Annotated in this window: 23 protein-coding genes; 15 read left to right on the forward strand and 8 right to left on the reverse strand. The window is 61.6% G+C overall.

The window, feature by feature from the left end:
* Nucleotides 1–17 precede the first annotated feature (17 nt).
* A complete protein-coding gene (locus PLANPX_RS18080; RefSeq protein ID WP_152100086.1) occupies nt 18–1,427 on the forward strand; it encodes a M90 family metallopeptidase in 1,410 nt (469 codons plus the stop codon).
* Between the two features lie 149 nt (nt 1,428–1,576).
* Here PLANPX_RS18080 and PLANPX_RS18085 read toward each other — a convergent pair whose 3' ends face one another.
* Nucleotides 1,577–2,596, reverse strand: coding sequence for a class I SAM-dependent methyltransferase (locus PLANPX_RS18085; protein WP_152100087.1), 1,020 nt, complete (start codon nt 2,594–2,596; stop codon nt 1,577–1,579).
* 266 nt (nt 2,597–2,862) lie between these two features.
* Between PLANPX_RS18085 and PLANPX_RS18090 the strand changes: the two genes are divergently transcribed.
* Nucleotides 2,863–3,681: an alpha/beta hydrolase gene (locus PLANPX_RS18090; protein WP_152100088.1), complete on the forward strand. Its 819-nt coding sequence runs from the start codon at nt 2,863–2,865 to the stop codon at nt 3,679–3,681.
* A gap of 281 nt (nt 3,682–3,962) precedes the next feature.
* Nucleotides 3,963–4,340, forward strand: a complete 378-nt coding sequence (locus PLANPX_RS18095) for a DUF2237 family protein (protein WP_232536167.1) — start codon at nt 3,963–3,965, stop codon at nt 4,338–4,340.
* A 12-nt stretch (nt 4,341–4,352) separates the two neighbouring features.
* Here the strand turns inward: PLANPX_RS18095 and PLANPX_RS18100 are convergent, their stop codons facing one another.
* The gene (locus tag PLANPX_RS18100; protein ID WP_152100089.1) at nt 4,353–4,922 is read right to left on the reverse strand and encodes a carbohydrate binding domain-containing protein; all 570 of its coding nucleotides are present in this window, start codon (nt 4,920–4,922) and stop codon (nt 4,353–4,355) included.
* Nucleotides 4,923–5,142: 220 nt separating this feature from the next.
* On the opposite strand from PLANPX_RS18100, the gene PLANPX_RS18105 reads away from it, so the two are divergent.
* The 4 genes from PLANPX_RS18105 (at nt 5,143) to PLANPX_RS18120 (ending at nt 8,741) form a co-directional block, all read left to right on the forward strand.
* Entirely contained in the window at nt 5,143–5,499 is a 357-nt protein-coding gene (locus PLANPX_RS18105; protein ID WP_152100090.1) for a PadR family transcriptional regulator, read from the forward strand.
* The gene (locus tag PLANPX_RS18110) at nt 5,496–6,413 is read left to right on the forward strand and encodes a carboxypeptidase-like regulatory domain-containing protein (RefSeq protein ID WP_152100091.1); all 918 of its coding nucleotides are present in this window, start codon (nt 5,496–5,498) and stop codon (nt 6,411–6,413) included. The genes PLANPX_RS18105 and PLANPX_RS18110 overlap by 4 nt, the downstream gene beginning before the upstream one ends.
* A 241-nt stretch (nt 6,414–6,654) precedes the next feature.
* Nucleotides 6,655–8,001, forward strand: coding sequence for an alpha/beta hydrolase (locus tag PLANPX_RS18115; RefSeq protein WP_152100092.1), 1,347 nt, complete (start codon nt 6,655–6,657; stop codon nt 7,999–8,001).
* Between the two features lie 2 nt (nt 8,002–8,003).
* Nucleotides 8,004–8,741 carry a dual specificity protein phosphatase family protein gene (locus tag PLANPX_RS18120; RefSeq protein WP_152100093.1) on the forward strand — a complete coding sequence of 246 codons (738 nt, stop codon included), beginning with the start codon at nt 8,004–8,006 and terminating at the stop codon, nt 8,739–8,741.
* 871 nt (nt 8,742–9,612) lie between these two features.
* On the opposite strand, the gene PLANPX_RS18125 is transcribed toward PLANPX_RS18120, so the two are convergent.
* Complete coding sequence (locus PLANPX_RS18125; protein ID WP_152100094.1) at nt 9,613–11,523, reverse strand: mucoidy inhibitor MuiA family protein; 1,911 nt, start codon at nt 11,521–11,523, stop codon at nt 9,613–9,615.
* Between the two features lie 268 nt (nt 11,524–11,791).
* Between PLANPX_RS18125 and PLANPX_RS18130 the strand changes: the two genes are divergently transcribed.
* The 3 genes from PLANPX_RS18130 to PLANPX_RS18140 all read left to right on the forward strand — a co-directional run bounded on the left by PLANPX_RS18130 (nt 11,792) and on the right by PLANPX_RS18140 (nt 15,356).
* Nucleotides 11,792–12,547, forward strand: coding sequence for a DUF2817 domain-containing protein (locus PLANPX_RS18130; protein ID WP_152100095.1), 756 nt, complete (start codon nt 11,792–11,794; stop codon nt 12,545–12,547).
* 221 nt (nt 12,548–12,768) lie between these two features.
* On the forward strand, nt 12,769–13,575 hold the full coding sequence (locus PLANPX_RS18135; RefSeq protein ID WP_172992153.1) for a serine hydrolase: 807 nt from the start codon (nt 12,769–12,771) through the stop codon (nt 13,573–13,575).
* A gap of 188 nt (nt 13,576–13,763) precedes the next feature.
* Nucleotides 13,764–15,356 (forward strand): amidophosphoribosyltransferase, encoded by a 1,593-nt coding sequence (locus tag PLANPX_RS18140; RefSeq protein ID WP_152100097.1) that lies wholly within the window; start codon nt 13,764–13,766, stop codon nt 15,354–15,356.
* Between the two features lie 108 nt (nt 15,357–15,464).
* Here the strand turns inward: PLANPX_RS18140 and trmB are convergent, their stop codons facing one another.
* From trmB to PLANPX_RS18155, 4 genes are all read right to left on the reverse strand, one after another.
* Nucleotides 15,465–16,106 carry a tRNA (guanosine(46)-N7)-methyltransferase TrmB gene (trmB, locus tag PLANPX_RS18145; protein ID WP_152100098.1) on the reverse strand — a complete coding sequence of 214 codons (642 nt, stop codon included), beginning with the start codon at nt 16,104–16,106 and terminating at the stop codon, nt 15,465–15,467.
* Between the two features lie 173 nt (nt 16,107–16,279).
* The gene (locus tag PLANPX_RS18150; RefSeq protein ID WP_152100099.1) at nt 16,280–16,798 is read right to left on the reverse strand and encodes a 3-hydroxyacyl-ACP dehydratase FabZ family protein; all 519 of its coding nucleotides are present in this window, start codon (nt 16,796–16,798) and stop codon (nt 16,280–16,282) included.
* 134 nt (nt 16,799–16,932) lie between these two features.
* The gene (locus tag PLANPX_RS28500) at nt 16,933–17,031 is read right to left on the reverse strand and encodes a 50S ribosomal protein bL37 (RefSeq protein ID WP_369299135.1); all 99 of its coding nucleotides are present in this window, start codon (nt 17,029–17,031) and stop codon (nt 16,933–16,935) included.
* A 173-nt stretch (nt 17,032–17,204) separates the two neighbouring features.
* Nucleotides 17,205–18,167, reverse strand: a complete 963-nt coding sequence (locus PLANPX_RS18155; protein ID WP_152100100.1) for a hypothetical protein — start codon at nt 18,165–18,167, stop codon at nt 17,205–17,207.
* A 534-nt stretch (nt 18,168–18,701) separates the two neighbouring features.
* On the opposite strand from PLANPX_RS18155, the gene PLANPX_RS18160 reads away from it, so the two are divergent.
* Entirely contained in the window at nt 18,702–20,090 is a 1,389-nt protein-coding gene (locus PLANPX_RS18160; protein WP_172992154.1) for a BBP7 family outer membrane beta-barrel protein, read from the forward strand.
* Nucleotides 20,091–20,288: 198 nt separating this feature from the next.
* On the opposite strand, the gene PLANPX_RS18165 is transcribed toward PLANPX_RS18160, so the two are convergent.
* Complete coding sequence (locus tag PLANPX_RS18165) at nt 20,289–20,477, reverse strand: hypothetical protein (protein WP_152100102.1); 189 nt, start codon at nt 20,475–20,477, stop codon at nt 20,289–20,291.
* A 929-nt stretch (nt 20,478–21,406) separates the two neighbouring features.
* Between PLANPX_RS18165 and PLANPX_RS18170 the strand changes: the two genes are divergently transcribed.
* The 4 genes from PLANPX_RS18170 to PLANPX_RS18185 all read left to right on the forward strand — a co-directional run bounded on the left by PLANPX_RS18170 (nt 21,407) and on the right by PLANPX_RS18185 (nt 26,366).
* Nucleotides 21,407–24,907 (forward strand): aminotransferase class I/II-fold pyridoxal phosphate-dependent enzyme, encoded by a 3,501-nt coding sequence (locus PLANPX_RS18170; RefSeq protein ID WP_232536169.1) that lies wholly within the window; start codon nt 21,407–21,409, stop codon nt 24,905–24,907.
* Nucleotides 24,908–25,173: 266 nt separating this feature from the next.
* Nucleotides 25,174–25,446 (forward strand): WXG100 family type VII secretion target, encoded by a 273-nt coding sequence (locus PLANPX_RS18175; RefSeq protein ID WP_152100103.1) that lies wholly within the window; start codon nt 25,174–25,176, stop codon nt 25,444–25,446.
* A 78-nt stretch (nt 25,447–25,524) separates the two neighbouring features.
* A complete protein-coding gene (locus PLANPX_RS18180; protein WP_152100104.1) occupies nt 25,525–26,142 on the forward strand; it encodes a hypothetical protein in 618 nt (205 codons plus the stop codon).
* On the forward strand, nt 26,142–26,366 hold the full coding sequence (locus PLANPX_RS18185; protein WP_152100105.1) for a hypothetical protein: 225 nt from the start codon (nt 26,142–26,144) through the stop codon (nt 26,364–26,366). Before PLANPX_RS18180 ends, PLANPX_RS18185 begins: the two co-directional genes overlap by 1 nt.
* Nucleotides 26,367–26,415: the final 49 nt, after the last annotated feature.

A 26,415-nucleotide genomic window follows, 5' to 3' on the forward strand; every position in this document is an offset into this window, starting at 1 on the left:
TCCGCTATCGTGAACTCATGATTTTCAACTGGTTGAAGAATCGACGTCGCCGTCGTTTGTTGGCTCAGCCCTTTCCGAAGGATTGGGAAGAGTTGCTGCAGCGTCGCGTGCGTCACTACCGCTACCTGCCGGCGTCGCATCAGGAGCGTGTGCGGCAAATCGTCGCGGTGATGGTGCCTGAGAAAGAATGGGCAGGCGCCGGCGAGTTCAAGGTGACGCCCGACATGGCGGTGACGATCGCCGGCCAGGCGGCCGTCATGGCGAGCGGATTCGACGAGCCCTATTTCTTCGATCGCCTTCACACGCTGGTGATCCACCCGCGGACGATTCGCTTCTCGCCCGAGCATACCTCGCGTAATCCAAACCTGCCCGCGGGAATGCTCAGCGGAATTGCATGGCATCGCGGGCCTGTCGTCCTTTCGTGGGGCGAGGTGCGAAACGAGCTCACCGGCCACTCGCCGGGGCGAAACGTCATTCTGCACGAGTTCGCGCATTACCTCGACGGACTCGACGGCAACACCGACGGCAAGCCGCCGCTCCCGAATGCCGCCCGCGAGCGACAGTGGTACGCCGTCACCGAAGCCGAGTATCTGCGGCTCGTCGGCAGCGCCCGCCGCGGCGAGGCGACGCTGCTGGACCATTACGGGGCGTCGAACCGGGCGGAGTTTTTCGCCGTCTCGACGGAGTACTTTTTCGAGCTACCGCATCAGCTGCGCGAGCGGCATGCGGAGCTCTACGCCGTGCTGCGTGAGTTTTATCACCTCGATCCATGCGCGTGGTTGCCCCGCAGCGAGGCGCCGCAGCAGGAGGGCGCAGACGAGGCGGACGACTATCAACGCTTTCGAGCGCGACAACGGCGACAGGATGTTTCGCAACTGCGCGCCGTGCAGTCGATGGCGGCCGGCGACGCGCTGTTCGCGCTGGCGATGGATCACCTGCGCCGCGATCGGCCGGAAGATGCGATTCGGTTGTTCGACCAGTTGCTCGAGGTCGACCCGCGAGATGAGGAGTCGCTCGCCCATCGTGCGCTGGCGAAGGTGCGGCTGCGGCGGTTCGACGAGGCCCGCGTCGATAGCAACGCCGCCCTTGCCATCGATCCCGGCGATCCCGACGCCCTGTGGGCTCGCGGCGAAGCGTACTTGCAGGAAGGGCGTGCTCAGGAAGCGATCGTCGATCTCACGGCAGCGCTCCATAGCGCTCCGCGAAACATCGAGATTCTGCGGGCACGTGCCCGTGGTTGGATGGCGGCAGGCCGGCCGCAAAAGGCAGTGGCCGATTTGACGAGCGCACTGGAGGTTGATCCGCACGATGCCGATTCGTTTGCGGATCGAGCGCGGGCGTATTTTGCGCTGAAGCAAACGGCGGAAGGGAATCGCGATTTGACGCGGGCTCGATTGCTGGAACCGGGGATGGCTTGGCCAGCGTAGCGAGTTGCGCCTGTGAATGTTCTGTCTCCCTCCCCCTCGAGGGGAGGGCGGGGGAGAGGGTGGATCGCTGGTACCCGCTACCGCCCCCCTCCCTAACCCTCCCCTCCAGGGGGAGGGAACCTCAGGATTTTAGTTTTTTTAGAATGCCGCTACCGCTTCGGCTTCTCCAGCACCCAGCGCGTCACCATTCCCCAGTTGTCGTTGAAGTACCGCCACGACGACGGGAAGAACGTCAGGTAGCGGTTATACGTCTGCACGTCGACCAGCCGCAGCGCCTCTTCCTTGTGCTCGACCATGCGATCGAACCATGCCCGCAACGTTTGGCGGTAGTCGTGGATCGAGCGATGGGTGATGCGGAAGCCGGCGTTCTCCCAAGCTTTCGCATGGTAGCGATACGACGAACCCATCGAGCCGGGGAAATAGATCTGCGAGCAAGCGACGGGGCCCATGTACGAATCGCTCGTCCGACAGAAGAAATGCTGCACGAGCCTTCCGCCTGGCTTCAGCGCGGCATAGAGCTTGTCGAGCAGTTGCGGAATCTCGTGCTGGCGCACGTGCTCCCAAGCGCCGATCGAGTAGATCTTGTCGAACGATTCGCGCGGGTATTCGCGGGTGATGAAGTTGTCGAAATCGACGTTGAAGTGATTATGCTCGTCGTTGTACGCCTTCTGCTCTTTCGAGAGCGTCAGACCGTAGAGATTTTCGCGCTCGCCGGTCGCTTCGTAGATTCGCTTGAGCATCGGCCCCCAGCCGCAGCCAAGTTCCATGATCTTTTCGCCCGGTTGCGGATCGATCAGCTTCAGGATGAAGTCGGCCTTATGTTGCTGCGCATCTTCAATCGTGTCGGTCGGCGAGTGGAAGTCGGCGCATGTGTAAAACATGTACTTTCGGTCGAGCCACAGCTTGTAGAAATCATTCGAGACGTCGTAGTGCTCGGAGATTCCCAGGACGTGGTCCTGCTTCATCTTGGCGTGGATCACGAGCTTCCGCAGCGGCTTGATCGGCCAGCTCGTGCGGATCCAGTCGGTGCCGCGCGGCATGTCGCGGGTGATCGCATGCCAGGTGTAGGCCGGGTCGAGCGGTTTTGGCGTCCGAATGAGATTCTGTAGGAAGGCGTAAGAGACGCCGTAGGCGGCGGCCTCGACGGGGAACAATGCGTGGCGGAGCATGGGGACTCGTCTGCAAGGAAGGGCAGGGGGGTGAGTTCGGCCAGCAAGCGGCTGTAGTGTGACGCCGAGTGCTAGCAATTGCAATCAGCCGCCTGACAGACGAAGTGGACTCTGGGGCGAAAAGCGGGCAAAAGCCGTCAACGTTACCGAGGAAGTGCAAAATTGCACCCCAATGCCGGCGAGGGCAGGTCGCGATGGACGCCGCAACGCCAATTCAGTAGCATCCCGCCGATTCTCGTCTTCCGCTCCCACGTTTGCAGGACGCCATGCCGCGTCGCTACGCCATCTACGGCCTCGTCGTCACCGCCATCATCGGCGACGTGACCGGCTGCGCGACGATCAAGGACTCCGGCGTCTCGGTGCTCGAAGATCGCATCGTGTACCAACCTTCAGACGATGCCGAGAGTTGGAACCCGCAAGGATTGGTGAAGGAAGACCTCACCTTTGAATCGGCCGATGGCGTGAAACTTCACGCTTGGTACTGCCCGGTGGCGAATCCGCGAGCCGTGGTGCTTTATGCCCACGGCAACGATGGCAACCTGGCGACTCGCGCTCCGTTCTACCGACTGCTTACCGAACGGCTCGGCGTGAGCGTGCTCGCGTTCGACTACCGCGGCTACGGGAAGAGCGAGGGCGAGCCGAGTAACGAAGGCTTGCTCGCCGATGCGCGGGCCGCGCGGCGCCTGCTCTCGCAGAAGGCGGGCGTTCCCGAAGACCAAATCATTCTCTATGGACAAGCGCTCGGCGGCGGCGTGATGGTCGACTTGGCCGCGAACGACGGGGCCCATGGTTTGATTCTAGAGAGCACGTTCACCTCGCTCTCGGCCGTGGCGAACCATAAGTACCCGCTCACTGGCGGGCTGCTGAGCGACAAGCTCGATTCTGCCGCGCTGATCGGCGGCTACGAGGGCCCAACGCTCATCGTGCACGGCGAGAACGATCGCGTCATCCCGGTGAAGCAAGCGAAGCAGCTCTACGCCGCCGCGAACGAGCCTAAGTGGCTCCTCACGATTCCCGACGCAGGGCACAACTGGAAGCCAACGTTCCAGTATGTGAGCGCGCTCGACGAATTCTTCAATCGGTAGCAGATTGAACCGCCAAGGACGCCAAGAGCGCCAAGGCATGCGGCGAGAGTGAAACCGCAGATGAACGCCGATGCACGCAAATCAACCTCATCTGCGTTTATTCGCGTCCATCGGCGGTTCCTAGTTTCTTGTATTTCCTTGGCGCTCTTGGCGTCCTTGGCGGTTACTTAATTACTTCACGACGCATCAGACGCGGAGCCCGGCGGTTCCCTAAGCGTGGTCAACGATGGTAAACTGAGGCGCACGTTTCCATCGTCCGACGCTCCCGCGAAGTCTCAGCCATGCGCATGCCCAAAAACGTCCTCGGCGGGGAACTCCAAACCTGCTGCACCGACCCGATGACCGGCTTCTACCGCGACGGTTGTTGCCGCACCGGACCGGACGACTTGGGGCTGCATCTCGTCTGCGTCGAGGTGAACGACGACTTCCTCGCGTTCTCGAAGTCGCGCGGCAACGACCTCAGTACGCCGAACCAGATGTACCAGTTTCCGGGCCTCGTCGCCGGCGATCGTTGGTGCCTGTGCGTCGAGCGTTGGAAGGAAGCGCTCGACGCCGACATGGCGCCGGCGATCGTGCTGGCGTCGACTCACATTTCGGCGCTGGAGTTCGTCGATCTTGAAGACCTGCGAGCGTATGCGATCGACGTCTCGGCAGGTTGAACTGTCGCAGCGTCAGCTTGAGCGTTTCGCTCCGCGGTGCACCAACACGGCAACTCCCGCAACAGCCAGCAGCAGTGCGCTCGGTTCGGGGATCGGCGTGACGCTGATGTCGTCGAAATTAATGACCTGCGGTTCGTCGAAACCGCCCAATCTTAATTCCGAGCCATCTGCCGTGGCGGTCACCGACGCCTTGTACAGAGTCCACTGGTTAACCGGAGCCAACACGGGCTTCTGCTCGAGTACGAGATTTCCTTCCCAAAAGACTTGGACCGCGTCGTTGCCGAGTCCAATGTTTCGGAGCCAGAACTCAATCTTGTAACTCTGGCCGTTGATGGTAGGAACGGTCTGATAGATCTGATCGTGATCGGCCTCATAGTCAGCGACAAACATCGCGTACTGGCCGGAATGGGGCTCGAAATCGAAAATGTTGAAAAGCGAGCTGGGCGTACCATTCAACGTCCAGCCCGAGAAATCGCTCGTTTCGAAGCCGCCGTTCGTCACGAGGTTGACGGCGTGCGCTGGATTGAGCAACGCGAGCCACGCAACGAGCGCGGCGAGTGCCAGAGGTACTGTGGTTCGCATTAGATCGAGTCCTATGACGAGCTGAGGGAAAAGGTCGGCCCCCCCGAACATGAAGGCATGGCAAACGATGGCGTACGCGCGGGCGTGAGGAATCAGATCTGATCGTAACCATCCGGGCTGACGATACGGCTGTGCTCAGCCGTCGATTTTGCGCGGCTTCCCTTGACATTCTAGGGGAGAGACGGCAAGATACCCATAGAACGACTAGGGGAAAGCGTCGATGGCCAAACAATCTGAAAAAGCCGAGTTGCTCCAAGGAACGCTCGACATGCTGATTCTCAAGTCGTTGCAGGGCGGTCCGCGACATGGGTACTCGATTGCCCAGTGGATTGGCGTGACGACGAACGACGCCTTGCGCGTCGAAGAGGGCTCGCTCTACCCGGCGCTCCACCGCATGGAGAAGCGGGGGTGGATCGGCGCTTCGTGGGGACAGTCAGAGTCGAATCGGCGGGCCAAATTTTACGAACTCACGCGCACCGGCAAATCGCAGCTGGGCGAGCAAGTGAATATGTGGGGCCGGCTGGTGTCGGCCATCTCGCTGGTGCTCGACGCCGATCCGGCGGAGGGGCAATCATGATCAAGCGCTGGTGGGGCGAGGTGCGCGATTACGTCGCGTCCCCGCAGGGCGTTCCCGATCGGGTGAGCGATTCGATTCGCGACGAGATCGCGTTTCATCTGACTGAAACCGCAGCGCGGCAAGCCGAGCTGGGCGTCTCCGCCGATGAGGCGCGGCGATCAGCTGTGGAGCGATTCGGCGACGTGACCGGCGTTATCCGTGAATGTGCAGCCGATTCCGCGGAGACTCACTCGCGCTGGCATCGGCGGCATTTGGCGCTGACGGCGCTGCTGATCGCCGGCGCCGCGGCGCTGGGCGCCTGGAGCTACAGAGCGCTCAACGCGCCGCCGTGGGTTGGCGACGGCGACCTCGTGGGGCAAGTCGTCGATGAAATGGGGAAACCGATCTCCGGCGCTCATGTGCTGGCGGTGGTCAAGACTTGGCCGCAGCAGGCGTTCCGCCAATTGGCGTATACGGCGATCACCGGCGCCGACGGCATGTATCACATCGAAAACGTCTACCCGCTCGACGAGAAGTACGCCGTGCAGATTGCCGTCATCGCGGACGAGCGACTGTTGAAATCGAACTACATCGACCCGCGAGACGGGCAGCTCGATCCGGTCGACTTTAAGCTCCAACGAACGACGCCGCTGGCGGTGCGATTTGAATCGTCCGCGGGCCAGCCGGCGGTCGGCGTCCACGTGTTTCCGTTCGCGCGGATCGACACGAGCGGCCAACGGCATGCCGTTTACTTTTGCAGCGCGGCGCCGATCGTTCGCGAATCTAATGCCGAGGGCCGCGTGGCCTTGCCCTACTTCGCACCGGGCGACCGGGCGGCCCTCTACATTCGCCAAGCCACCGGCGAATGGGAGACGCATAACGCATCGATCGACGATAGCGGCGAAGTGGTGGTGCGGTTGCCTGATTCGACGTAAGACGGGGCGCTATTGATGACGCCTCTGTACGAATATCCCCGAAGGGGCGACACCGCGCAGGCTGCGTACAGCCTAGCTCAACGATTGATTTCGCCCCTCGCGGGGCTTCGAACTGTTGGCGGCAATTTTCCAGGGGCTCGCGCCCCTGGCTACAACCTTTCGCTCCTCCGGAGCTTTCTAGCACGCTTGTCTCGCATGATTTGTGTTCTTCACAACATCTCCCAAAGTAATAGGGACTGAAATGACAAACCTCTTCACTTACAGCGCGCGCATACTTGTAATCTTCGGAGCGTTCTCTTCAACCCGTGCGTCTATCGCCGCAGAAGCCCCGGCAACGAAGGACGAATACCTCCTGAAAGAGAGCTTCGAGTCAGGAAAGAAAAGTCCCACCGGATGGCGCGAGGGGGCGAACGTCCCCGGCGTTGAATACATCTGGGCTGACGCGCAAGCGTCCCACGGCAAGCGTAGCCTCGGCTTGCGGAAGACCGAGAATCGCTACTTCCCCATCGCCCAATGGATTCGCACGGTACCGCATGTCGGCGGCGCCGCGAATCTGGAAGTCTGTCTGAAAGTCAAAGCGATGCAGGCTCAGAAGGCGATCGTCGACGTGCAGTTTTATGCCGACGGCGACGAGATGATTGGCAATCAGTGGCTGGCGTACCTCGGCGCGAAAGAGGAGGGCGACGGGCCCGCCGATCATGATTGGGCGCGCTACGGCGGCGTTGTTCCTGTACCGGCGGGGACGAAGAAGATTGGCGTCGCGCTGCAGATCTATGGGCCGGGCGAAGTTTGGTTTGATGAACTGACGGCCCGTTATGTCCCGAAGGCTGGACAAGCAGCGGCAAGTGATGCGACGTCAGCAACGACTCCGGCTGCACCATCGCAACCAGATGCGACGCCGGCGCCGACCGCAGAGGGAGCGATCGCACTCAACGTGAAGGACGACGAATCGGGCGAGTACTACTTCCTGCCGGCCAACGACAAACCGACCGGCCTGCTCGTCGTACTGCCGGGCGGCGATGGTTCCGCGGAGTTCCATCCTTTCGTGAAAAGCATCCACGCCCATGGGCTCGGCGGAAAGTACGCCGTCGCGCATCTTATCTCGAAGCGTTGGCGACCGAACCAACAGATCACCTGGCCGACGCACCGCACGCGGACGCCGGGGATGAAGTTCACCACCGAAGAGTTTATCGCCGCCGCCGTGGCCGATGCGGCGAAGCGTCAGGCGGTCGACCCGCAGCATGTGTACTTGCTCGGCTGGTCGTCGGGCGGGCCGCCGTGCTACGCCTCGCTGCTGCAGAAGGAGTCGCCCGCGAGCGGCGCATTCGTCGCGATGTCGATCTTCCGCAAGGACGACTATGCCGCTGCCGCCAACGCCGCGGGACGGAGTTTCTACATTTACCATTCGCCTGAGGACGAAGTTTGCCCGCCGCGGATGGCTCACGAGGCGAACGACGCGTTATCGGCGGCGGGAGCAAAGACGACGCTCGTTGAGTACGCCGGCGGGCATGGCTGGCACGGCGACATGCTCGGCAGCATCCGCGCAGGGGTGGAGTGGTTGGAAGCGTCGCGGGCTGATAGCAAGTAACTTTGATTGACGCTTTTGGCGAGACAAGCGATCCTGACTTGGGGCCGCTAGAAAGTGAAATGGCTAGCTCGTCGAAATACGCGATGATCTTTTCGCTGCTCGCGTTGAGCTGTGCGATGGGTGCGCTGAGCAGTCCGCTGATCGTCGCACCTTTGCTTGCTCTAACCGCGATCGCATTTTCGCTTGTCGCCATCGCTTACAGTTTGCGAAGGCCTGGATTGCTGGGCAAAGCGCACAACGGTCAGCTTCGAGTCGCATGGGGAGTTCCACTATCCCCCTTTCACTTTCTCAATCATCTGACGTTCGCAACCTTTTGCAGATTGGATCGAGCTTCACCATGGCACGAGATCGTGCCGGGCCTGTACCTGGGGAGGAGGCTTCGTCCCCGCGAGGCGGCGCTGATGCCCGCTCAACAGATATTAGATTTAGCATCTGAGTTTTCGGAAGCCGCCTCCTTAAGAGCGAGGACCTATGTAAATGTGCCGATGCTGGACGGCGTGGCCCCCACCAGCGCTCAGCTGAGCGAGGCTGTGCGCTTGCTCCGCAATTCGATGCGAGCGGGACCGACGTTCGTCCATTGCGCTCTCGGACACGGGCGGAGCGCTACCGTTGCAGCCGCTTTCCTGCTCACTGAGGGTTATGCCCGCACCGCAGATGATGCGTTGCTGCTGATCCGTCAGAAGCGACCGTCTGTTCGACTTAGTCGAGGTCAGCGCCGATTGCTAGAGGTTTGGAAGTAGCATCACTGCTAGATAATTAGATAATAGTGACTAAGAATAGATAATAGTGACTAAGAACCCTCGACTGGATGATGCAACGCCGTTGGCGTTGGGGGATCGCGCAAATGACGCTAATCTAGGATTCCCATTGCCTTCGTGTTGTGTGCAACAGCGATCTCACAGGACCATCTCGGTGGAGTACCTAACGCACCCGTACTTCGACAGTTCTGACCGTGCGGATTGGCACGTCTTTCCGCTAAGCAAAAATGGGATACCCGCAGAAGGCGGCGACAGGGACTTCCTGGCGGAAACTATTCGAGGCGACTTCGATCAAATCATTTCTATAGTCGTCTCACGATTCCGAACTTGCATGCCTCCGGATTGGTTGGTCGAGTGCCCACACGCGATGTTGAAACAATTGCTGTACCATCCGATCGACGTCACGGGGGTTCGCATCTACGTCGAGCACGCGTTTCGACCTAGCACTACCGAAAATAGCCATCACACCGATCATTGGTGGGCTATCGTGCATTGCCCTTACGTTCACGGATGTCCCCACACCCGGCGGATCGACTATATCATCGAGCACCTGGGGTGGGGCGTCGACTGGATGATGTGAAGGGCAGCGTCATGCGCCTAGCGCCACTGGCGCGTAGCGACTGAGAAGTTGACACGCGACTTCCATCCACCGCAGCCGACAAGCCAGTCTCTCCTCCAGGCTGCTTGCAAGCCAGACGACAGAAAATCTCTTCCCACACTTCTGCACTGGCAGGAAGCCAGTGGCGCCCGCCCAAAAAAAGCCACGACCTGGTTGGGTCGCAGCTATCTGATGGAATCTTAAACGACCCCCGGCTTGAAGAGCCGGGGGCTAAAAGGAGATGACTGCTGTTGGTTAGCGTTTCTGCCGGTCGCGTTGCAGGCGTTCGAACTCCTCCTGCAGCGTTTCCTTCGACGACGGCGCCGAGACGACGAATTTGCGGTCGTACTCGACGGCGTATTTGTAGGTGATCAGACGAGCTGCTTCGCCCGCGGCGTCGGCCGGGGCTTCGACGTCCCAGCGGAGGAGGCCCATCGGCCGTTCTTCGCGGACATAAAGCGCGTCCTCGCTCACCTTGTCGCTCGTTTCGCCGAGCGTGATGCGAATGTCGGCGCCATGCTCGGCGTGGGGCAAGCGGTCGATGACGCGAATCGGCGTCGGTTGATCGCTAAAGTTCTCGACGACGAGCCGGTACTCGAATCGCGTCTCGCGATTGCCGCCTTGGACGCTGTCGCTCTTGTCGACGAGTTCGCGGCGGGCACGCAGCTGCGGATTGGCGCCGAAGCCAACGACGAACTTTTGGCCCCGCGCCACCGTCGGAAGCTCGCCTTTGCCCACGAAGCGGCCATCGAGGTAGGCCGTCATCGGGCCCGCAAGCAGGTCTTCATCGCTCGTGTTCTTCAGTTCCGCCTCGCGATAGACGTACGAGGTGAGCACCGGCACGGCGACATGATAAAACTGGCTCTCCATGTTGGTCTGCATGATTCGCACCATCTGCTGATCGGTGCGGCTGGCGAGGCTCACGCCCGAACCGAGCCGGTAGCTAAGGCTTGGCCCGTCGCTGTCGCCGTTCGCTTCGCTGCGGAGGACGCTGAGAGTCGTCGCGTCGCCGTTGAGTTCCAGTTGCTGGTAGTTGCTAGCGACGTCGTTGAGGTTCCAACTGAAGCGATTCACGTCGACGAAGTTGCCGGCGTTGCCGACGGCGTTGCTGTACTCAAGCTTTTGCGATTGCAGGCCTTCGAGCTTGCCGAGGACTTGGCTCTTCGAGAGACCGCGGCCAAAGTAGACCTCCGTTTGCTGTGGCGCCTGCTGGGCGGCGTCTGACGGTCCGTTGGCTGCAACCTGCGCCCCGAATGGATCTTGATCGCGTGCATCACTCGCCAGCATCACATGCAGCGGCGCCAAACCGGGACCTGCCGCACTGAGCGCCGGCGAGGCCGTGGAAAGCGTGAGGTCGACGTCGTTCCAGTCTTCGCCCGAAAGCTGCTGAATGAGCGCGTTGTACTCGACGCGCACGTGCTTGCCGTCAGCCGCGGCACGCATCGCGTACGACGGCGACCAGCCGCAGTTGCTCACGAGGTAGCTGAGCCGAATTTCGGTCGGCGCCTCCGCTTGCTTTTGCACGAACAACACCGCTTCGCGGATCGTCTGCGAGGCGCCGGCGGTGATCTCGGCCCGTTTGCGGTTGAGAAGTTCCAGCCGTTCATTGATCGTGCGGGCCTGTTTGGCGAGTTCGACTTCTTCGGTGGCGATTGTTTCATGCTGAGCGAAGTCGAACGTCGTCAGCCGCTCGAGCGCCTCGGCGTCGAGCACGCCTTTCGTAAGATCAGACTGAGCGGTTGGCGCGATGAAACCCTCCAGCTTCGCGAGGTATTCGGTTCGTTTTACCAGGAGCGCTTGCCGTTTTGTCGTGAGATCGAGCTCTTGCTGCGCGGCAAGGATTTCGTCGTCGAGCTTGCGGACTTCTTCGCGCGGTTCTTCACCGACGGCACGAGTGCGGAAGCGGACAGCCCGTATCTCGACCGCGTCGCCCCCTTCGGCGAACAAGCTATTCGGCACGATTTGCTCGGGGAGGTTGCTGACCACGACTTCGCGCCGACCGGCGGCGCCGTCGATCGGCACTGTGCGGGTGATTTGCGCCTGTCCGCGGTAGAGCGTCACTTCGGTGACACGGCCTTCGACCGCGCTCGATGCGTGTGCGATTGGAGCCCACGACCAACAGATCGATGAGCATGCGAGGGCGAGCGCCAGGGTCAATCGGAACATCAAAGCCACCTCCTGCGTGATTTAGAGAAAATGCTGCGCACGGTGCGTTTCGGCACGCTCGGACCGTGAAATCTGCAGCATCGCTGATAGACACACTACGGCCCGGCGGGCGCCGATCGCAACGGTTTTCGCGTAACGCGTTTGTAACGGCATGGTCGCGAATTGACGCGCTAGCTGCTGCCAGTGATGATCAACAGCAGCGCGTCACAGTACGACGCTGGCATTTCGACGCGCTCGCTCCCGCCAAAGTTCCCGCCCAGGAGTTTTCATGATTCGCCGCTCTTTCCTCGCCTGTTGTTCGCTGTCGTTGCTAGCGCTCGGCGCCGCTGTTTCGCCGGCGATTGCCGATGACGTGAAGTTCGAAAAGATCGTCGTCGGCCAAACTCTCGGCGGGCTGCCGATTGAATGCAACGTCTACGGCGACGGCAAAGACGTCTTTTGGCTGATCGCGACGATTCACGGCAACGAAGCGGCCGGCACGCCGCTGGTGGCAAAGTTCGAAGAGTGGCTAAAGGCGAATCCGAAGGAAATTGAAGGCCGCAAGATCGTCATCATGCCGGTCGCGAATCCAGACGGCTTCGCCGACAACGTGCGATTCAACCGCAACGGCGTCGACCTCAACCGCAACTTCCCCGCCGGCAACTGGGGCGAGGCTGACGTGAAGCCGCACGGCGACACGCCGCTATCGGAACCGGAAAGCCGCGTGCTGATGCGGGTGCTATGCCAGTACTTTCCGAATCGCGTGGTGAGCATTCACCAACCGCTGAACTGCGTCGACTGGGACGGCCCCGCCGACAAGATGGCCGAGGCGATGGCCGCCAAGTGCAAGCTGCCGCTGAACAAGCTGGGCAGCCGGCCTGGTTCGCTCGGCTCGTTCGTCGGCACGACGCTGGGGCGCCCGATCATCACGCTCGAACTGCCTGTTGATGCGGGCATGGATGAAGAGGTGCTGTGGAAGGAATACGGCGACGCCCTCATCGCGGCGCTGCAGTACAAGCATGAGGAGCCGGCGAAGAAAAAGTAGTTCGGAGAGATCTCACGCAAAGGCGCGAAGGCGCAAAGAAAACATGGAGAGTTAAAGGCTTCGCCATGCACCTTTTTCCTTTTTCGTTCGAGAGAACTGCCGCGAGTAAGACTTCATTCTTACTTTGCGCCTTCGCGCCTTTGCGTGAGATACTCTTATTGGCAGCGATAGCCGCGTCGAGCTTATCGCTGTCGAGCCATGCAAGGGCAGGGGAGGAGGAAATGAGCGAGGCGGATCAGCAGATGCAAGCGCGGTTACAGGCGATCGCCGATGGCGTCGACGGGACGTTCGGCCTCGTCGTCGAGGATCTCGCCGGCGAGCATGCGTTTGCGGTGAACTCCGGCCGCCACTTCACGCAAGCGAGTTGCATCAAGACTCCCATTCTGATGGAAGTCCTCAAGCAAGCGCATGAGGGGAAATTCGCTCTCACCGATCGCGTGCGGGTCGAGCAGCAAGACAAAACGACCGGCAGCGGCGTGTTGTTTGAGCTTGGCAACGGCTCGGTCGAGCTGAGCATCGAAGATCTCTGCGTGCTGATGATTCTGCTCAGTGACAACACCGCGACGAATCTGCTGATCGACAGGGTCGGCATGGAGAACGTCACCGCGACGATGGAATCGATCGGCTGCGGACAGACGGTGCTGCGGCGGCGGATGATGGACATGGCCGCGGCGGCTCGCGGCGAGGAGAATCGCTCGACGCCCGCCGACGCCGCCCGCATCATGCGGCTGCTCAAAGAGGGAAAATTCGTCAACCAGGCAGTGAGCGACCACGCCCTCGCGATTCTCCGCAAATCGAAGTCGGGCGCCATTCGTTCGACGGTCCCGTTGAGCGTGCCGGTGCCGTTCAAACCGGGCGAACTGCCGGGGCTGCTCACCGAGTGGGCGCTCGTGGAACTTCCCGAACGGCCCTACATCGTCATCGCCATGGGAACGTACAACCCTAAAACGAGCACCGACGACGACCTCGACGCCGCCATGAAACTAGTCGGCAAAGAGGCATACAAATTCTTCAAGAGCGTCAAATAGCCGCGGGGCAACGCCCCGCCGGAGCGCCGCAAAATCGGCTCAGAACTCCGCCTCGCTGCTGTCAGTGCGGCAGCCCGGGCGTTGAGGGAATGGTACGGCGCGCGTAGAATAGACGTTCCGCGGGGGTAACCCCCGCGGCTCGCCGTCCTGCCTCGGAACAGAACACCCTCGGGTCCCGCCCTTCGCGCATGAGCGACGAACTCCACCACGAATGCGGCGTTGTCGCGGTCTATCACCTCCAGGGCGACGAGATCAGCCCGCTGTGCCCGTCGCAGGGGCCGGACGAGATTTCTCGGCTCATGCCGCGAATGCTGCTCGACGTGCAAAACCGCGGCCAGCTCTCGACCGGGATGACCTCGTACAATCCCAACCGCGACCAGTTGCTGAAGACCTATCGCAAGCTGGGAACGGTGAGCGAGGCGTTCCGCCTGAATCATAAGGCGAAGGCTGAAAGCATTCAGAAAAGCCTGACCGGCCGTGCGGCGATCGGCCACGTTCGTTACGCCACCTGCGGCGAAGACGACGTCAGCTACGCCCAGCCGTTCGAGCGTCACCACCTGCAAAAGCGGAAGTGGTTCAGCTTTGCGTTCAACGGGCAGCTGTCGAATTACGCCGCCTTGCGCGACAAGCTGCTGGCTGAAGATGATCACCATCTCACTCGCGAGAGTGACACCGAAATCATCATGCACGAGATCAGCCGCGAAATGTCGGGCGACCGCAAGCCGTCGTTGATCGAGATCATGCGGGCCGTTTCCGAGCGGTTCGACGGCGCCTACAGCCTGGCGTTGCTCAACGCCAAGGGCGAGATGCTGATCGCCCGCGATCCACTTGGCGTCAAACCGATGTGCTACGCCATCGAAGGCCCGCTGCTCGCCGCGGCGAGCGAGAGCGTCGCGCTGTTGAACCTCGGCTTTCAGCCCGAGTCGATCCGCTCGCTCGAAGCCGGCGAAGCGATCACGGTGATCGACAACAAGATTTCGATCGAGCGATTCGTTGAGAAGAAGCGGACGGCTCACTGCTTCTTCGAGTGGATCTACTTCGCCAACGTCGCCAGCACAATGGACGACCGCAGCGTTTACCTCTCGCGGACGGCGCTCGGCGAAGAGCTCGCACGGATGGAAACGATCCCGCCGGGCGACGATCTGGTCGTGGTGCCGGTTCCGGATACGAGCAAAGCCGCGGCAGACTCGATGGCCTATTCGCTGGGCGTGCCGAGCGTCGAGGGCCTTATTCGCAATCGTTACGCGGGCCGTACGTTCATCGAAGGTGGAGCGGGCCGCGTCGCTAAGGCGGCCGCGAAGTACACGCCGCTTCCCGAGGTTCTTTCCGGCAAGCGCGTCTTGCTGGTCGAAGATTCGATCGTCCGCAGCACGACGATGCGCGTGCTACTCGACCGCATTCGCGAGGTTGGCGGCGCTAAGGAAATCCACGTCCGCGTCGCTTGTCCGCCAATCATCGCCCCCTGCTTTTACGGCATCGACATGTCGCGGATCAGCGAGCTGTTCGCCCCGCGGTTCCTCGAAAAGAATCTCCCGAGCGAAGAGATGTTCGCCCTGATGGCAGCGGAACTGGGCGCCGATTCGCTCCGCTACCTGCCGGTTGAGTCGATTTCGCGAGCCGTCGGCAAACCGCCGGAGCAGCTCTGCCGGGCCTGCATCACCGGGGATTACCCGACGCCGTGGGGGCAGAAGCTATATCAGGTGGCGCTCGACAACTACCAAACGCACGCCGATCTGGCGGCGGAGCGGACCTACGAAGCGGCCGCGACGACGGCTGGCTAGCGCACTCTAGCCCCTGGCTCCGCCAGGGGGTCGCTGCCCATTCCGGCACGCTTCGCCCAACGCTACGCTACGTCACCCCTGGGCGGAGCCCGGGGCTAGAAGGGGACGTTACTGCTTCACGAACTCAGAGCGGTAAACCGGCTCGCCGTGCAGCCGCGTGCGGCGTTCGAAGTGCGTGCGGAAGTCGAGATCGTGCTCAGCCTCGCGCTCAGGGACGGCCAGCGGCCCCACGAGCGGCGTCACCTGGGCGATCAGTTCCAGGGCCGAGTCAAAGTAATCCTTCACGTCGGTCCAGAAGTGAAGCTTGCCGCCCGGCTGGAGCGTGCGAACGACGTCTTCGAGGAACGATTCGTTCATCACACGGCGTTTGTGATGCCGAGCCTTCCACCACGGATCGGGGAAGTAAACGTGAACGGCGGCGAGCGAGGCGTCCGGCACCTGCTCGCGGAACATCTTCAGCCCATCGCCATGAACCGCGATGGCGTTCGTGATGCCGCGCTTCGCGAGGCGATGGCCAATAAACTTGGCGTACTTGTAGGCGACTTCCACGCCGAGAAAATTCCGCTCGGGCGTTCCCATCGCCGCGTTCTGCAGGAAGAGCCCCTTGCCGCTGCCGAGTTCGATCTCCAGCGGCGCCTCGCGGCCGAAAATGGCCACCGGATCCCACGGCGCGGGCAGCGTCTCGACCTTGTAGAAATGCCGCGACAGGTCGAGCGTTTGATCGATTTTCGGAAGAGCACGGCGGCCCATGGTTCGAACCTCAAAAATTGAACCGCCAAGGACGCCAAGAGCGCCAAGCAGATACAAGCAAATAAAAAACTAACCACAACGGCACGACGGACACAACGAAGGGAAGAGAAAGGCTCTTTCCGTCGTGTTCGTCGTGCCGTTGTGGTTAGACTTCTCGGCGCGGCGGTCGCATGTTACTTCGCCGGCTTACCGTAGTCGAAGATATCCGGCGGCAGGGCGATGCCGGTCAGTTCGCCTTCGCAGACGAGCGTCGTGCCGACGAATTCCTGGAACTTGCAAACGACCATTCGCCCGCGGCGGAATTTGGTCACCTGGATCGCAACCATCAACCGGTCGCCGGGGCGAACCACGCCGCGGAACTTCACTTTGTCGAGTCCGCCGAAGCCGACCACCTCGACGCCCGACAGGTCGTTCTTCTGCACATGGAACGACAGCACCTGCGCCGCCGCTTCGCACATGATCACGCCCGGCAACAGCGGGTACGCCGGCATGTGGCCGCTCACCCAGAACTCTTGGTCCGTGAGGTCGCGGTAGCCGACGCAGACTTTGCGCTCGACGTCGTCGACGACGATCGCCGTGAGCTGCTCCATCGCGAAGCGCTGTGGAATGTATTGCCGAATCTCATCGAGGTCGGCAACGATTCGGCTGAAGTCGATCTCTGCCGGATCGACGATCAGTTCTTGAGCCGGCACGACGGTCGCTCCTCTTGCCAGTTCTTCAGAAACGTATTCTTGTGCGCCTAACAAGCCCGCGGTTCGTGCGGACGGCGGCGATTTCACCCCGAGCTAGAGGGCTCGAAATACAGCACTCAGCAGGCAGTCGCGAACTAGGTCTTCACCTGTTGGCGACGGTTCTTGCGGGGGCGGCTGCAAGCGGGACGCTTGCCGTGATTGGCTTTCTTCACCTTACGACCTGGCTTGGCCATCGAACTAACTCCCAAACATACGGTGTGAGCTTGCACGGACAGCCCACACGGCGCCGGCGAAAGCTCGCCATTCTAGCACTCAAGCGGCGAGCCGAAAAGGCAGTATCGTCCGCCGGGGCCAGGCTGCTTGAACGGACGGGGAAAGCCGCAGCGGAACAGCCTCGGGGCTTCCTTTACTGCCGTAAATCCCAGGCTTCGAGCCATTCGACGCTCACCGGAACCATGTCGAAGTCTTCTTCAAGCTGCTGATCCATCTCTGCGAGATGCCCAGCGCCGTAGAAAATGGCCAATTTCCGGTCTCCGGCATCGAGCCGTTCCTGCAGCACTTCCAGGGCCCGTTCATTCCGCGCGGTAATGAGCGTTGATCCCTCCGGGCCGGAAAAGCCTGTCATCAGTGCTTCCATCCCCTCAAATTGCTTGGCGAGGGCGATTTTCAGCTGCCGAGCTCTGTCCGTCGCGAACATCGCGGCCATGATGTCGACGTCGGCCGTCGCCCCCGCTGCCTGGCTCTGCTGGGCCATCGAGGCGCCCAGCAGCTTGAAGTACATCTCCAGGAACCCCTCTTCCTTGGCGGCCATCGACTCCATGAACTGGTCGGGCGAGAGGTCGGCGTGGACCATGTTGTCCTGGGTGTAGTCGACCTGTTCGAGCTGGTGCTCGACTTCGAGCATCGACTTCATCCCGTTCTGCAGGGCTCCCAGGGGATGGGCGTTCGAAGTGCCGCGGCCCCGTGGGACTTTCGTCCCCTCGGGTGCGACTAGCTCGTAAAGCACCGAGTCGTACCCCTTGAATCGCCGGTTAATGTTGCGGTAGTAGCGTTTGTCGCCAATGTGGACGGCGCCAACGAGGTCGACGTATTCCTTGTACTTATCCGGCGCTTTGCCCGCGACGAAATCGTCCTTCTTGACGTAGCGAACGATCGCCGTTTCCAGGGCAATCGGCTCGCCTTGCTCGTCTTCGAGCAGCCGGACCCATTTTTCCCCAGGTGCATCCGCCTTCTCGGCGGCGTCAGCAGCCGTGGCCGCGGCGGGTTCAGCCTGGCTGGGGGCGGCTCCGCAACCAAAGGCTGCTAGCGGGGCGAGAAGCCACGCCCAAGCCGTCTTCCGCCGCAACAGATCAAGGGGATGCATTGTCATATAAAGAGGTCTTCGCAGAGAGCAGCATCCCCTTGGCGGCAAAGCGCTCCAAGCGGGAGGCGTGTTGCGAAAGTATATCCCTGCGGAAATAGCCGTACAAACGAACGTCACGCTCGTCCCGCTGCGGTTCGCACATGCTCCATGGCCTGTTGCTCGTAAAAATGGGCAAGAGGGGAGCCTGCTCACCCCATGCTTAGCGCTCCATCCGCCATTCGCAGGAGCGAGTCGAACGAAGTCTGCACATTTTTTTTGGCTAACGGCGGCTGCCGCCGAGCCCCGCTTCAGGCCGGTAAACCGCTGTTTTGCCGAGGTTTTTGCACTGCGCAGGCTCGCGGCGGTTTCCGCGCCGCTAGCACCTCGGACCGGATGACCGTCATTTTCGTCAGACTTTACCAGTCTTACTCAACCGGAGAATCAAGCGAATCCGATACTACCGGCACAGAGACATCGCGCCGGCTGCACAATGGCAGCGCCGCCGCCAACCGGACAGCGTCGTTCACCGAGCGACGCTCCCACGAGGGGAAGTTCCAAACCATGACTGTACGAAAGCTAACTCGCTGGCTCGCTGCTTGTTTACTGGTCGCCGCTGGCGCTGACCGCGCCGCCGCTCAGGCCACGGACGCCTGGTGCGAAGATTGCTGCGAGCATGATATGCAGTGGTTCGCTCCGGTCGACTTCGACTTCGATTGCGAGCCGATCGAGCGTGGTTGCGGTTATGGTTTCAGCTATGACCGCCTGGTCTGGGCGATCACCGGCGAACGGAACCGCATCGGCACCGACGGAACGAGCAACGGGTCGCTGGCGCCATGGCGTCAGTTCCTCACCGGCCGCTTCCTTGCCGACGGCACCGCCACGCCAGTCATGATCGCACCGCCGAATCTGCTCGGCGGTCTCGACTCGGCTCCGCCGGACGCCGTGTTCGATTGGGGGCACCGCTATAACTTCAGCTACTACAACGGCGACGAGGCGTGGAATATCAACGTCCTCGACGGTCCGACCTTCGCCAACCAACAGCTTTACGGGTCGGCGACGGAAGACACGATCTATGGTTCGACGATGGTCGTGTTCGACGATCCTCAGAACTTGATGGTCGGCTGGATCGACACCGTCGGTCCGAGCGGCGGCGCCTACCAACCGGATGGCATCGCCGACGACATCGACGGCGACGGGCAGTTCGGTCCTGACGGCTACGATCTCGAAGATCCAGGTCGTCAGCCGGACAGCATCTTGGCCGACGATCAACGCGGCGACTTCGACGACTTGGTGACCTTGCCGGTGAGCTTCCGGTTCCTCGGCGTGCGTCAGGCCACTCAGACTCGCGGCCTCGAACTGATGCGGACCCATCGTCTGAGCAACCTGCACAAGATGACGAAAGATCAGAGCAACACGGTGGAAATTGGCGCCGGCGTTCGCTACTTCCGGATGCGGGACGACTTCGACGTCGCCGGCGTCGGCGGAACCTTGGGCACCAGCTTCTGGAACACCCGGGTGACGAATAACCTCATCGGTCCGCAGATCTCGGCTCAATGGAACCACCAACGCAAGCGGTGGAACTTGGGCGTCGGCGGCCGGTTCATGTTTGCTTACAACGTGCAAAACTTCCAGCAAGATACCGCCCTTGGCCAAGACTTGGTCCCTGGCCAATACAACCGACCGCTGTACATGGTCACGACGGTCACGGACCACGGCAAGCAGGAGAACGACTTCTCTCCGACCGCGGAATTGCGAGCCGACCTGAACTATCAACTTACTCGGGCAATCGCCTTGCGAATTGGCTACACGGCGCTGTTCATCGACAACGTCAGCCGGGCGTCAAGCCAAGTTCGCTACGAACTGCCGCGGATGGGTTTCATCGACGACCAAGCAGGCAAGCAGAATGTGTTCATGAACGGCGCCAACTTCGGCTTCGACGTGAACTTCTAAGCGACGCCTGATAAGAATCGAAACGTCAGCAGCCCCGACCTAGCTAGGTCGGGGCTGTTTTCGTTTACGGAAAGCGACCGCAAAAACAGGCGGTAACGGTCACAGCGCATGAAAAAAGCGATCGCAGCCTAGACTGCGATCGCCTGGTGTCTTGTCACTCGGCGACTCGACGCCGATCGTTCTACCGTCGAGAGCAGACTAGGCTTCGACGCGCTCGCCGTGGAGCTGGCGAAGCTCTTCGAGCTCCGACATCAGCCGGTGACGCAGCGGGCTCGTTGGCCGGAGTTCTTCCAGCAACGCCTCAGCCTTTTCAAAGCTCACCTCGGTGAAAATTCCGCTCTTAAACAGCTTGGTCCAGCTACGCGAGACTTCACTTTCGGTTAACAAGGGTTAGCTCCTTAAAAGGCGACTTCGGGGGCCGGCAACAGCATTCGACGCTCCTCGCCATTATGCTTCGAAGCGGCAAAAACGGCAAGTCGCGGGCGCCGTCATTCGCGTGAATTGTGCACGCTTCTTTCACCGAACGTTAAGGCGTAACGGCGCCACAAACCGTTCGAACGCGCTTCTCAAGGCCCCATCGAAAGCGCACCCCACGCCGCAACGCCCATTTAGCCGAGTGGCGCCAGCCCGCGCGGCAAGGCGAACAACGCGCGGGCTACCGCCCGCGGCTAAATGGGCGTTGTGAATTGGCCCCGCCGCCACCACTTCCCGCTGCGAGGCAGAGTTTACGGGCAGGGCGATTTTTGGGGGGCAATTTCTGACCAACTTCGGCGGTCCTGCCGGAGGCTCCGTCCAGCGAAACGGCGCCGATTCCCGAAACTTTCCCGACTCTGCTGGCAACACCCAGCGGAGAAACAAAGTCAAAGCAAATACGCTGGTTAGCAGGGTTGCCGCGATTTGCTCGGGGTTCCGGAGGGTGGTAGGCTCGATGGTTAGACCTTCCCTCGCGCCCACCTGACCCCAAAAATAGCTCTCCAAGGGGGTGAACGGTCGATGTCAGCCAAATACAATAACTCCCGACCACGTTGGGCCCCTGGAACGGGCTCACGACTGTACCGAGCGCTGCAGGATGTGACCGCTCGGTTGTTTGGCCCCGCCTCTCCTCGTTTGGTTTTGGCCCCGGCTCCCGCCGGTCGCCGAGTGCCAGCGGAGCGAGGTCGCGGCTAGTACCAGAATATCTTGAGCGGGGCTGCTACCTCCCCGATCGCGGCGACGAAGGGTTCTGCAAACCCCGCCCCGATTGCCCGCCTACGAGCCCTGCGTTTCCGCGGTTTTCGCGCTGATGGTTGGCGCCACCCGCTAGGAGTTAGTTAGAAGTGCACACGGATCAACTTCCTGGATCGTTCTTCGGCCCGTCGACGCTTGTCGAGCTGCTGCGGCATCGCGCCATGCACCAAGGCGACGACCTCGGCTACCGCTTCCTGCTCGACGGCGAAAAGTCGACGCTCGAGTGGACCTACGCCGACGTCGATCGCAAAGCCCGCGCCATCGCCGCCTCGCTACAGGCGATGGACATGCAGGGCGAACGGGCGCTGCTACTCTATCCGTCCGGCCTCGACTTCGTCGCTGCGTTCTTCGGTTGCTTGTACGCGGGCGTGATCGCCGTCCCGGCCTACCCGCCGCGCCGCAACCGGAACATGGCCCGCATCGACGCCATCGCGAACGACGCGGAAGCGAAGATCGCGCTCACGACGTTCGAAGTTCTCGAACGCGTGCAAACGATGATCGCCGACACCCCCGCGCTGCAGCGGATCCGTTGGCGCGCCACCGATCAATGGGATGACGAACTCGCCGACCAATGGCGCCGCCCCGACGTCCATGGCGATACGCTCGCCTTCCTCCAATACACGTCTGGTTCAACCGGCACGCCGAAGGGGGTGATGCTCACCCACTCGAACCTGATGCACAACTCGGCCATGATCACCTACGCCTTCGAGCACTCGCGCTCAGGCAGCGGCTGCTTCTGGCTACCTCTTTACCACGATATGGGCCTCATCGGCGGCATTTTGCAGCCGCTCTACATGGGCCGCCTCAATACGCTGCTCTCGCCGACGCACTTCCTACAACGGCCGGTTCGCTGGCTGCAAGCGATTTCGCAGTCGGGGTCGACGATCAGCGGCGGGCCGAACTTTGCCTACGATCTGTGCGCCGAGAAAGTGACCGCCGAACAGAAGCGGACCCTCGATCTCAGCCGCTGGTCGCTCGCCTTCAACGGCGCCGAGCCGGTACGGGCCGAAACGATCGAGCGGTTCAGCAACGCCTTCGCCGAATGCGGCTTCCGTCGCGAGGCGTTCTACCCCTGCTACGGGTTGGCCGAAGCAACGCTGATCGTCGCGGGCGGGTATAAGCAGTCGGAACCGGTGGTCCAGTCGTTCGACCTGCATGCCCTTGAGAAGCATGAAGTCGTCCCGGCCCCGACGGGCGCCGAGCATGCCCGCGAACTCGTCGGCAGCGGCGGCAACCTGCTCGACCAAAACATCGTCATCGCCGATCCCGACACCTTCGAACCTTGCACGGCCAATCAGGTCGGCGAGATCTGGGTCTCAGGCCCCAGCGTCGCCCAAGGCTACTGGCGCCGTGAAGACGCCACTCACGAAACATTCCAAGCCCGCTTGCGCGATGGCCGCGGCCCGTTCCTCCGCACGGGCGACCTCGGCTTCCTGCACAAGGGCGAGCTGTTCGTCACCGGGCGTTTGAAGGACCTGATCATCATCCACGGGGTGAACTACTACCCACAGGACATTGAGCAGTCGATCGGCGTCGCGCACGAGAAAGTGAAGCTCGGCGTTGCCGCGGCGTTTGCCGTGGGCGATCAAGGCGCCGAGCGGTTGGTCGTCGTGCAAGAGACCGAGCGCGGTCGCAACCTCGACTTCGAAGAAATCATCACCGCCATCCGCAAGCGCATCGCCGGGGACTTCGAGCTTCCCGTGTCGGCGGTCGTGCTGCTGAAGACCGGCAGCATTCCGAAGACCTCCAGCGGTAAGATCCAGCGCCACGCCTGCCAGGCGGGTTACCTCGCCGGCACCCTGGCCGCGGTCGCCACCTGGTCGGCCGAGACGGGCCAAGTGGAAGTCATTAAGTCGGTCCGCCGTCGCGATAGCGAAGACGGCGACGACGAGTCAGACGGCCTGGAAGTCGCCGCCGATCTGCCGCAGAAGCCAGCCGCGATCAACGGTTTCGCTGCTCACAAGCCGGTTCCCGTTAACGCTGCAGCCCCCAAGGGCGCCGACCCGCGCCTCACCGGCAACCGCCCGCAGATCATTGAAGTCGTCTACGCGAAGGTCCGCGAAATCGGCCGCGAACGCGTCGGCGAACTCGACTGGGACACGAACATCGTCGAACTCGGTCTCGATTCGCTCGAGCGGATGGAAATCGTCGCCTCGCTGGAAGAAGCGTTCGGCGGCCGTTTCCCCGACTCTGTGCTGCCGTCGATGGAAACCTGCGGCGAAGTCGTCGAAGCGATCGAACAGTTTATGGGCGGCGAACTAAAGGTTCGCACCGGCGCCCCAGCGGCTTACGAAGTTGCCGAGGAAGACTACCAGTTCGCCAAGTCGGCCGAGTATCTCCGCCTGCAGGAGAACTTTAAGCTCACCACGCAGCACGGCATGACGAATCCCTTCTTCACGGTGCATGAAGGGATCATGAATGATCGCACGATCATCAACGGGCAGGAGTACATCAACTTCTGCAGCTACAACTACATTGGCATGTCGGGCGACCCCGTGGTCGTCAACGCGACGCGCGACGCGGTGGCACGCTACGGCACGAGCGTCTCGGCCAGCCGGTTGGTCTCGGGCGAGAAGCCGCTCCACGGCGCGCTCGAACGGGGTATTGCCGACTTCATCGGAACCGAAGCGGCCATCGTGCTAGTCGGCGGTCACTCGACGAACGAGACGGTGATCGGCCACCTGTTTGGCCCAGGCGATCTCATTCTGCACGATTCGCTGTCGCACAACAGCATCATGCAAGGCGCTATTTTGTCGGGCGCCCGTCGTCGGCCGTTCCCGCACAACGACTGGCGTGCTCTGGAAAAAATCCTCGGTGAGATTCGCCACGAGTATCGCCGCGTGCTGATCGTCGTCGAAGGCGTCTACAGCATGGACGGCGACTACCCAGATCTGCCGCAGTTCGTTGAAATCAAGAAACGCCATAAGGCCTACTTGATGGTCGACGAGGCCCACTCGCTCGGCACGATGGGTCTGCACGGCCGCGGTATGTCGGAGCATTTCGGCATCAACCCGCGTGAAGTCGACCTCTGGATGGGCACGCTCAGCAAGTCGCTCGGCAGCTGCGGCGGGTACATTGCCGCTCAAAAGGAAATCGTCGAGTACCTTAAGTACACGGCGCCGGGCTTCGTTTACAGCGTCGGCCTGTCCCCGGCGAATGCGGCTGCGGCGCTCGCTTCACTGAACCTCCTGCAAGAGGAACCGGAACGGGTAGCTCGCTTGGCCGAGAACTCACGGCTGTTCCTCCGCCTGTCGAAAGACGCCGGCCTAAACACCGGCGGCAGCAACAACACGGCGGTCGTGCCAGTGATCACGGGCAACTCGGAACACGCGCTCGTGCTCTCGCAACTGCTGCGGAGCCGCGGGATCAATGTGCAGCCGATTCTGTACCCGGCCGTGGAAGAACGGGCCGCCCGGCTGCGGTTCTTCATCACGAGCAACCACACGCCGGAGCAAATCCACTACACCGTGCGGGCCGTCGCCGAGGAACTCGACTCGATCGATCCTTCCTACCGCGGCGCTGATCGCCCGTTGCCGGAACTGTTGGAAACGCCGTTCGATTCCCGGACGGCCGCCTTGCCGCCGCGGTAACGCAGCCCTTGGCTGAACCATTAATCTGACGTCGCCTTAGCCCCCGGTCATTCAACCGGGGGCTAAGCGTTTCGGGACGCTACAACCGAAATAACCGCCTCGACCATGCCTAGCGGCCCGAGCGGCCCGCCGAACTGGCCGTTGCGCCGACGTTTTCTTTACCCTCTAATTGAAGGGGGTTAGAATCAAACTTACGGGCGGTGCGACGTTCGTTTTCTTGCCTCCAGCCGTCGCCGCGGAACACGCCCGGAGAAAGAGGCCTCATCATGTCGCAGGCAGTCGTCGATCCGGCGGAGCTTCGCCGCTTCGCCCATCAGCTCAAGCTCTTCAACGCGGAACTCGAAGAGCGGATGACCACGCTCGCCGGCCAGCTCCACGCTCTGAACGTTACCTGGCGCGACCAGGAGCAGAAAAAGTTCAGCGAGGAGTTCGAGCAGCATATGAAGCTGATCAGCCGCTCGATCGAAGCCACCAACGAGTATGCGCCGTTCTTGCTGCGTAAGGCGGAGCGGATTGAAGAGTATCTGACGCAACGATAGTCGGCAGGGGGCAGTAGGCAGTGGGCAGGAATTTCTGCCTCACAACCGCCCACTGCTCACTGCTCACTGCTCACTACTATGTCCACCCCCGCGCAAGTCCGTTCGACCGCAGCCATCGAGGCCTTCCGCCTCGCGTTGGTCAAATTTCAGGAGCGGGTGCAGAATGCGATCGATTCGCTCGACGGCGAGCTGCACCGCGCGTCGAACTGGGTCGAACATGACCGTCCATCTCACTGGAAAAACCAAACGCACCTCGCGGAGGACGCCGTCCACCAAGCAAAGCTTGATCTGGAACGCTGCTTGTTAATGACCGTCGCCGGCGAGCGGCCGACCTGCCGCGAGCAGAAGGCCGCGCTTGTCGCCGCGAAGGCGCGCCGCGCTTACTGCCAAGAGAAGTGCGAGGCGGTCAAACGCTGGCAACGTAGCTTTCGGCACGAGCAGTTTGAATACGACGGCCGCATTGGGCAGCTTCGCCGAACGATGGAACTGGACGTTCCCAAAGCGCAAGCCTTGCTGAAGACGATTGTTCGGCGGCTTGAGGAGTATCAGATTGAACGTCCGCCGGAAGCGCAGACGCCGGCTGAGCCGGTAGCGGCGCCGGTTTCGAATGCGACGCCGGTTAGCGCTGCACCGCGACCGCCGGTCGCGGCTTTGCCGGCGCAAGACACACCACTGACCACGGACAATGAAACGTAATGCGCCCCGCCGACCTGCATACCAATGCCGCTTACATTCGCGACGCCTTTGAAGACCTGCAAAAGGCGTGGCTGGAGGTCTCGGAGCAGTGGAACGACGGCGTCAGTCGCGCTTTTTGTGAAAATCACTTGGAACCATTGGGCCCGACCGTCAAACTAGCCCTCGACTCGATGCAGCGGATGGGGGTAATGGTCGCCCACATGCACAATGAGTGTGAGCAGTAGTAGAGGGTTCAGAAGGCAGGGTTCGGGGTTCAGGGATCGCTGAAGCGTC

This window comes from Lacipirellula parvula (assembly GCF_009177095.1).
In the GTDB taxonomy this organism is placed as follows: domain Bacteria; phylum Planctomycetota; class Planctomycetia; order Pirellulales; family Lacipirellulaceae; genus Lacipirellula; species Lacipirellula parvula.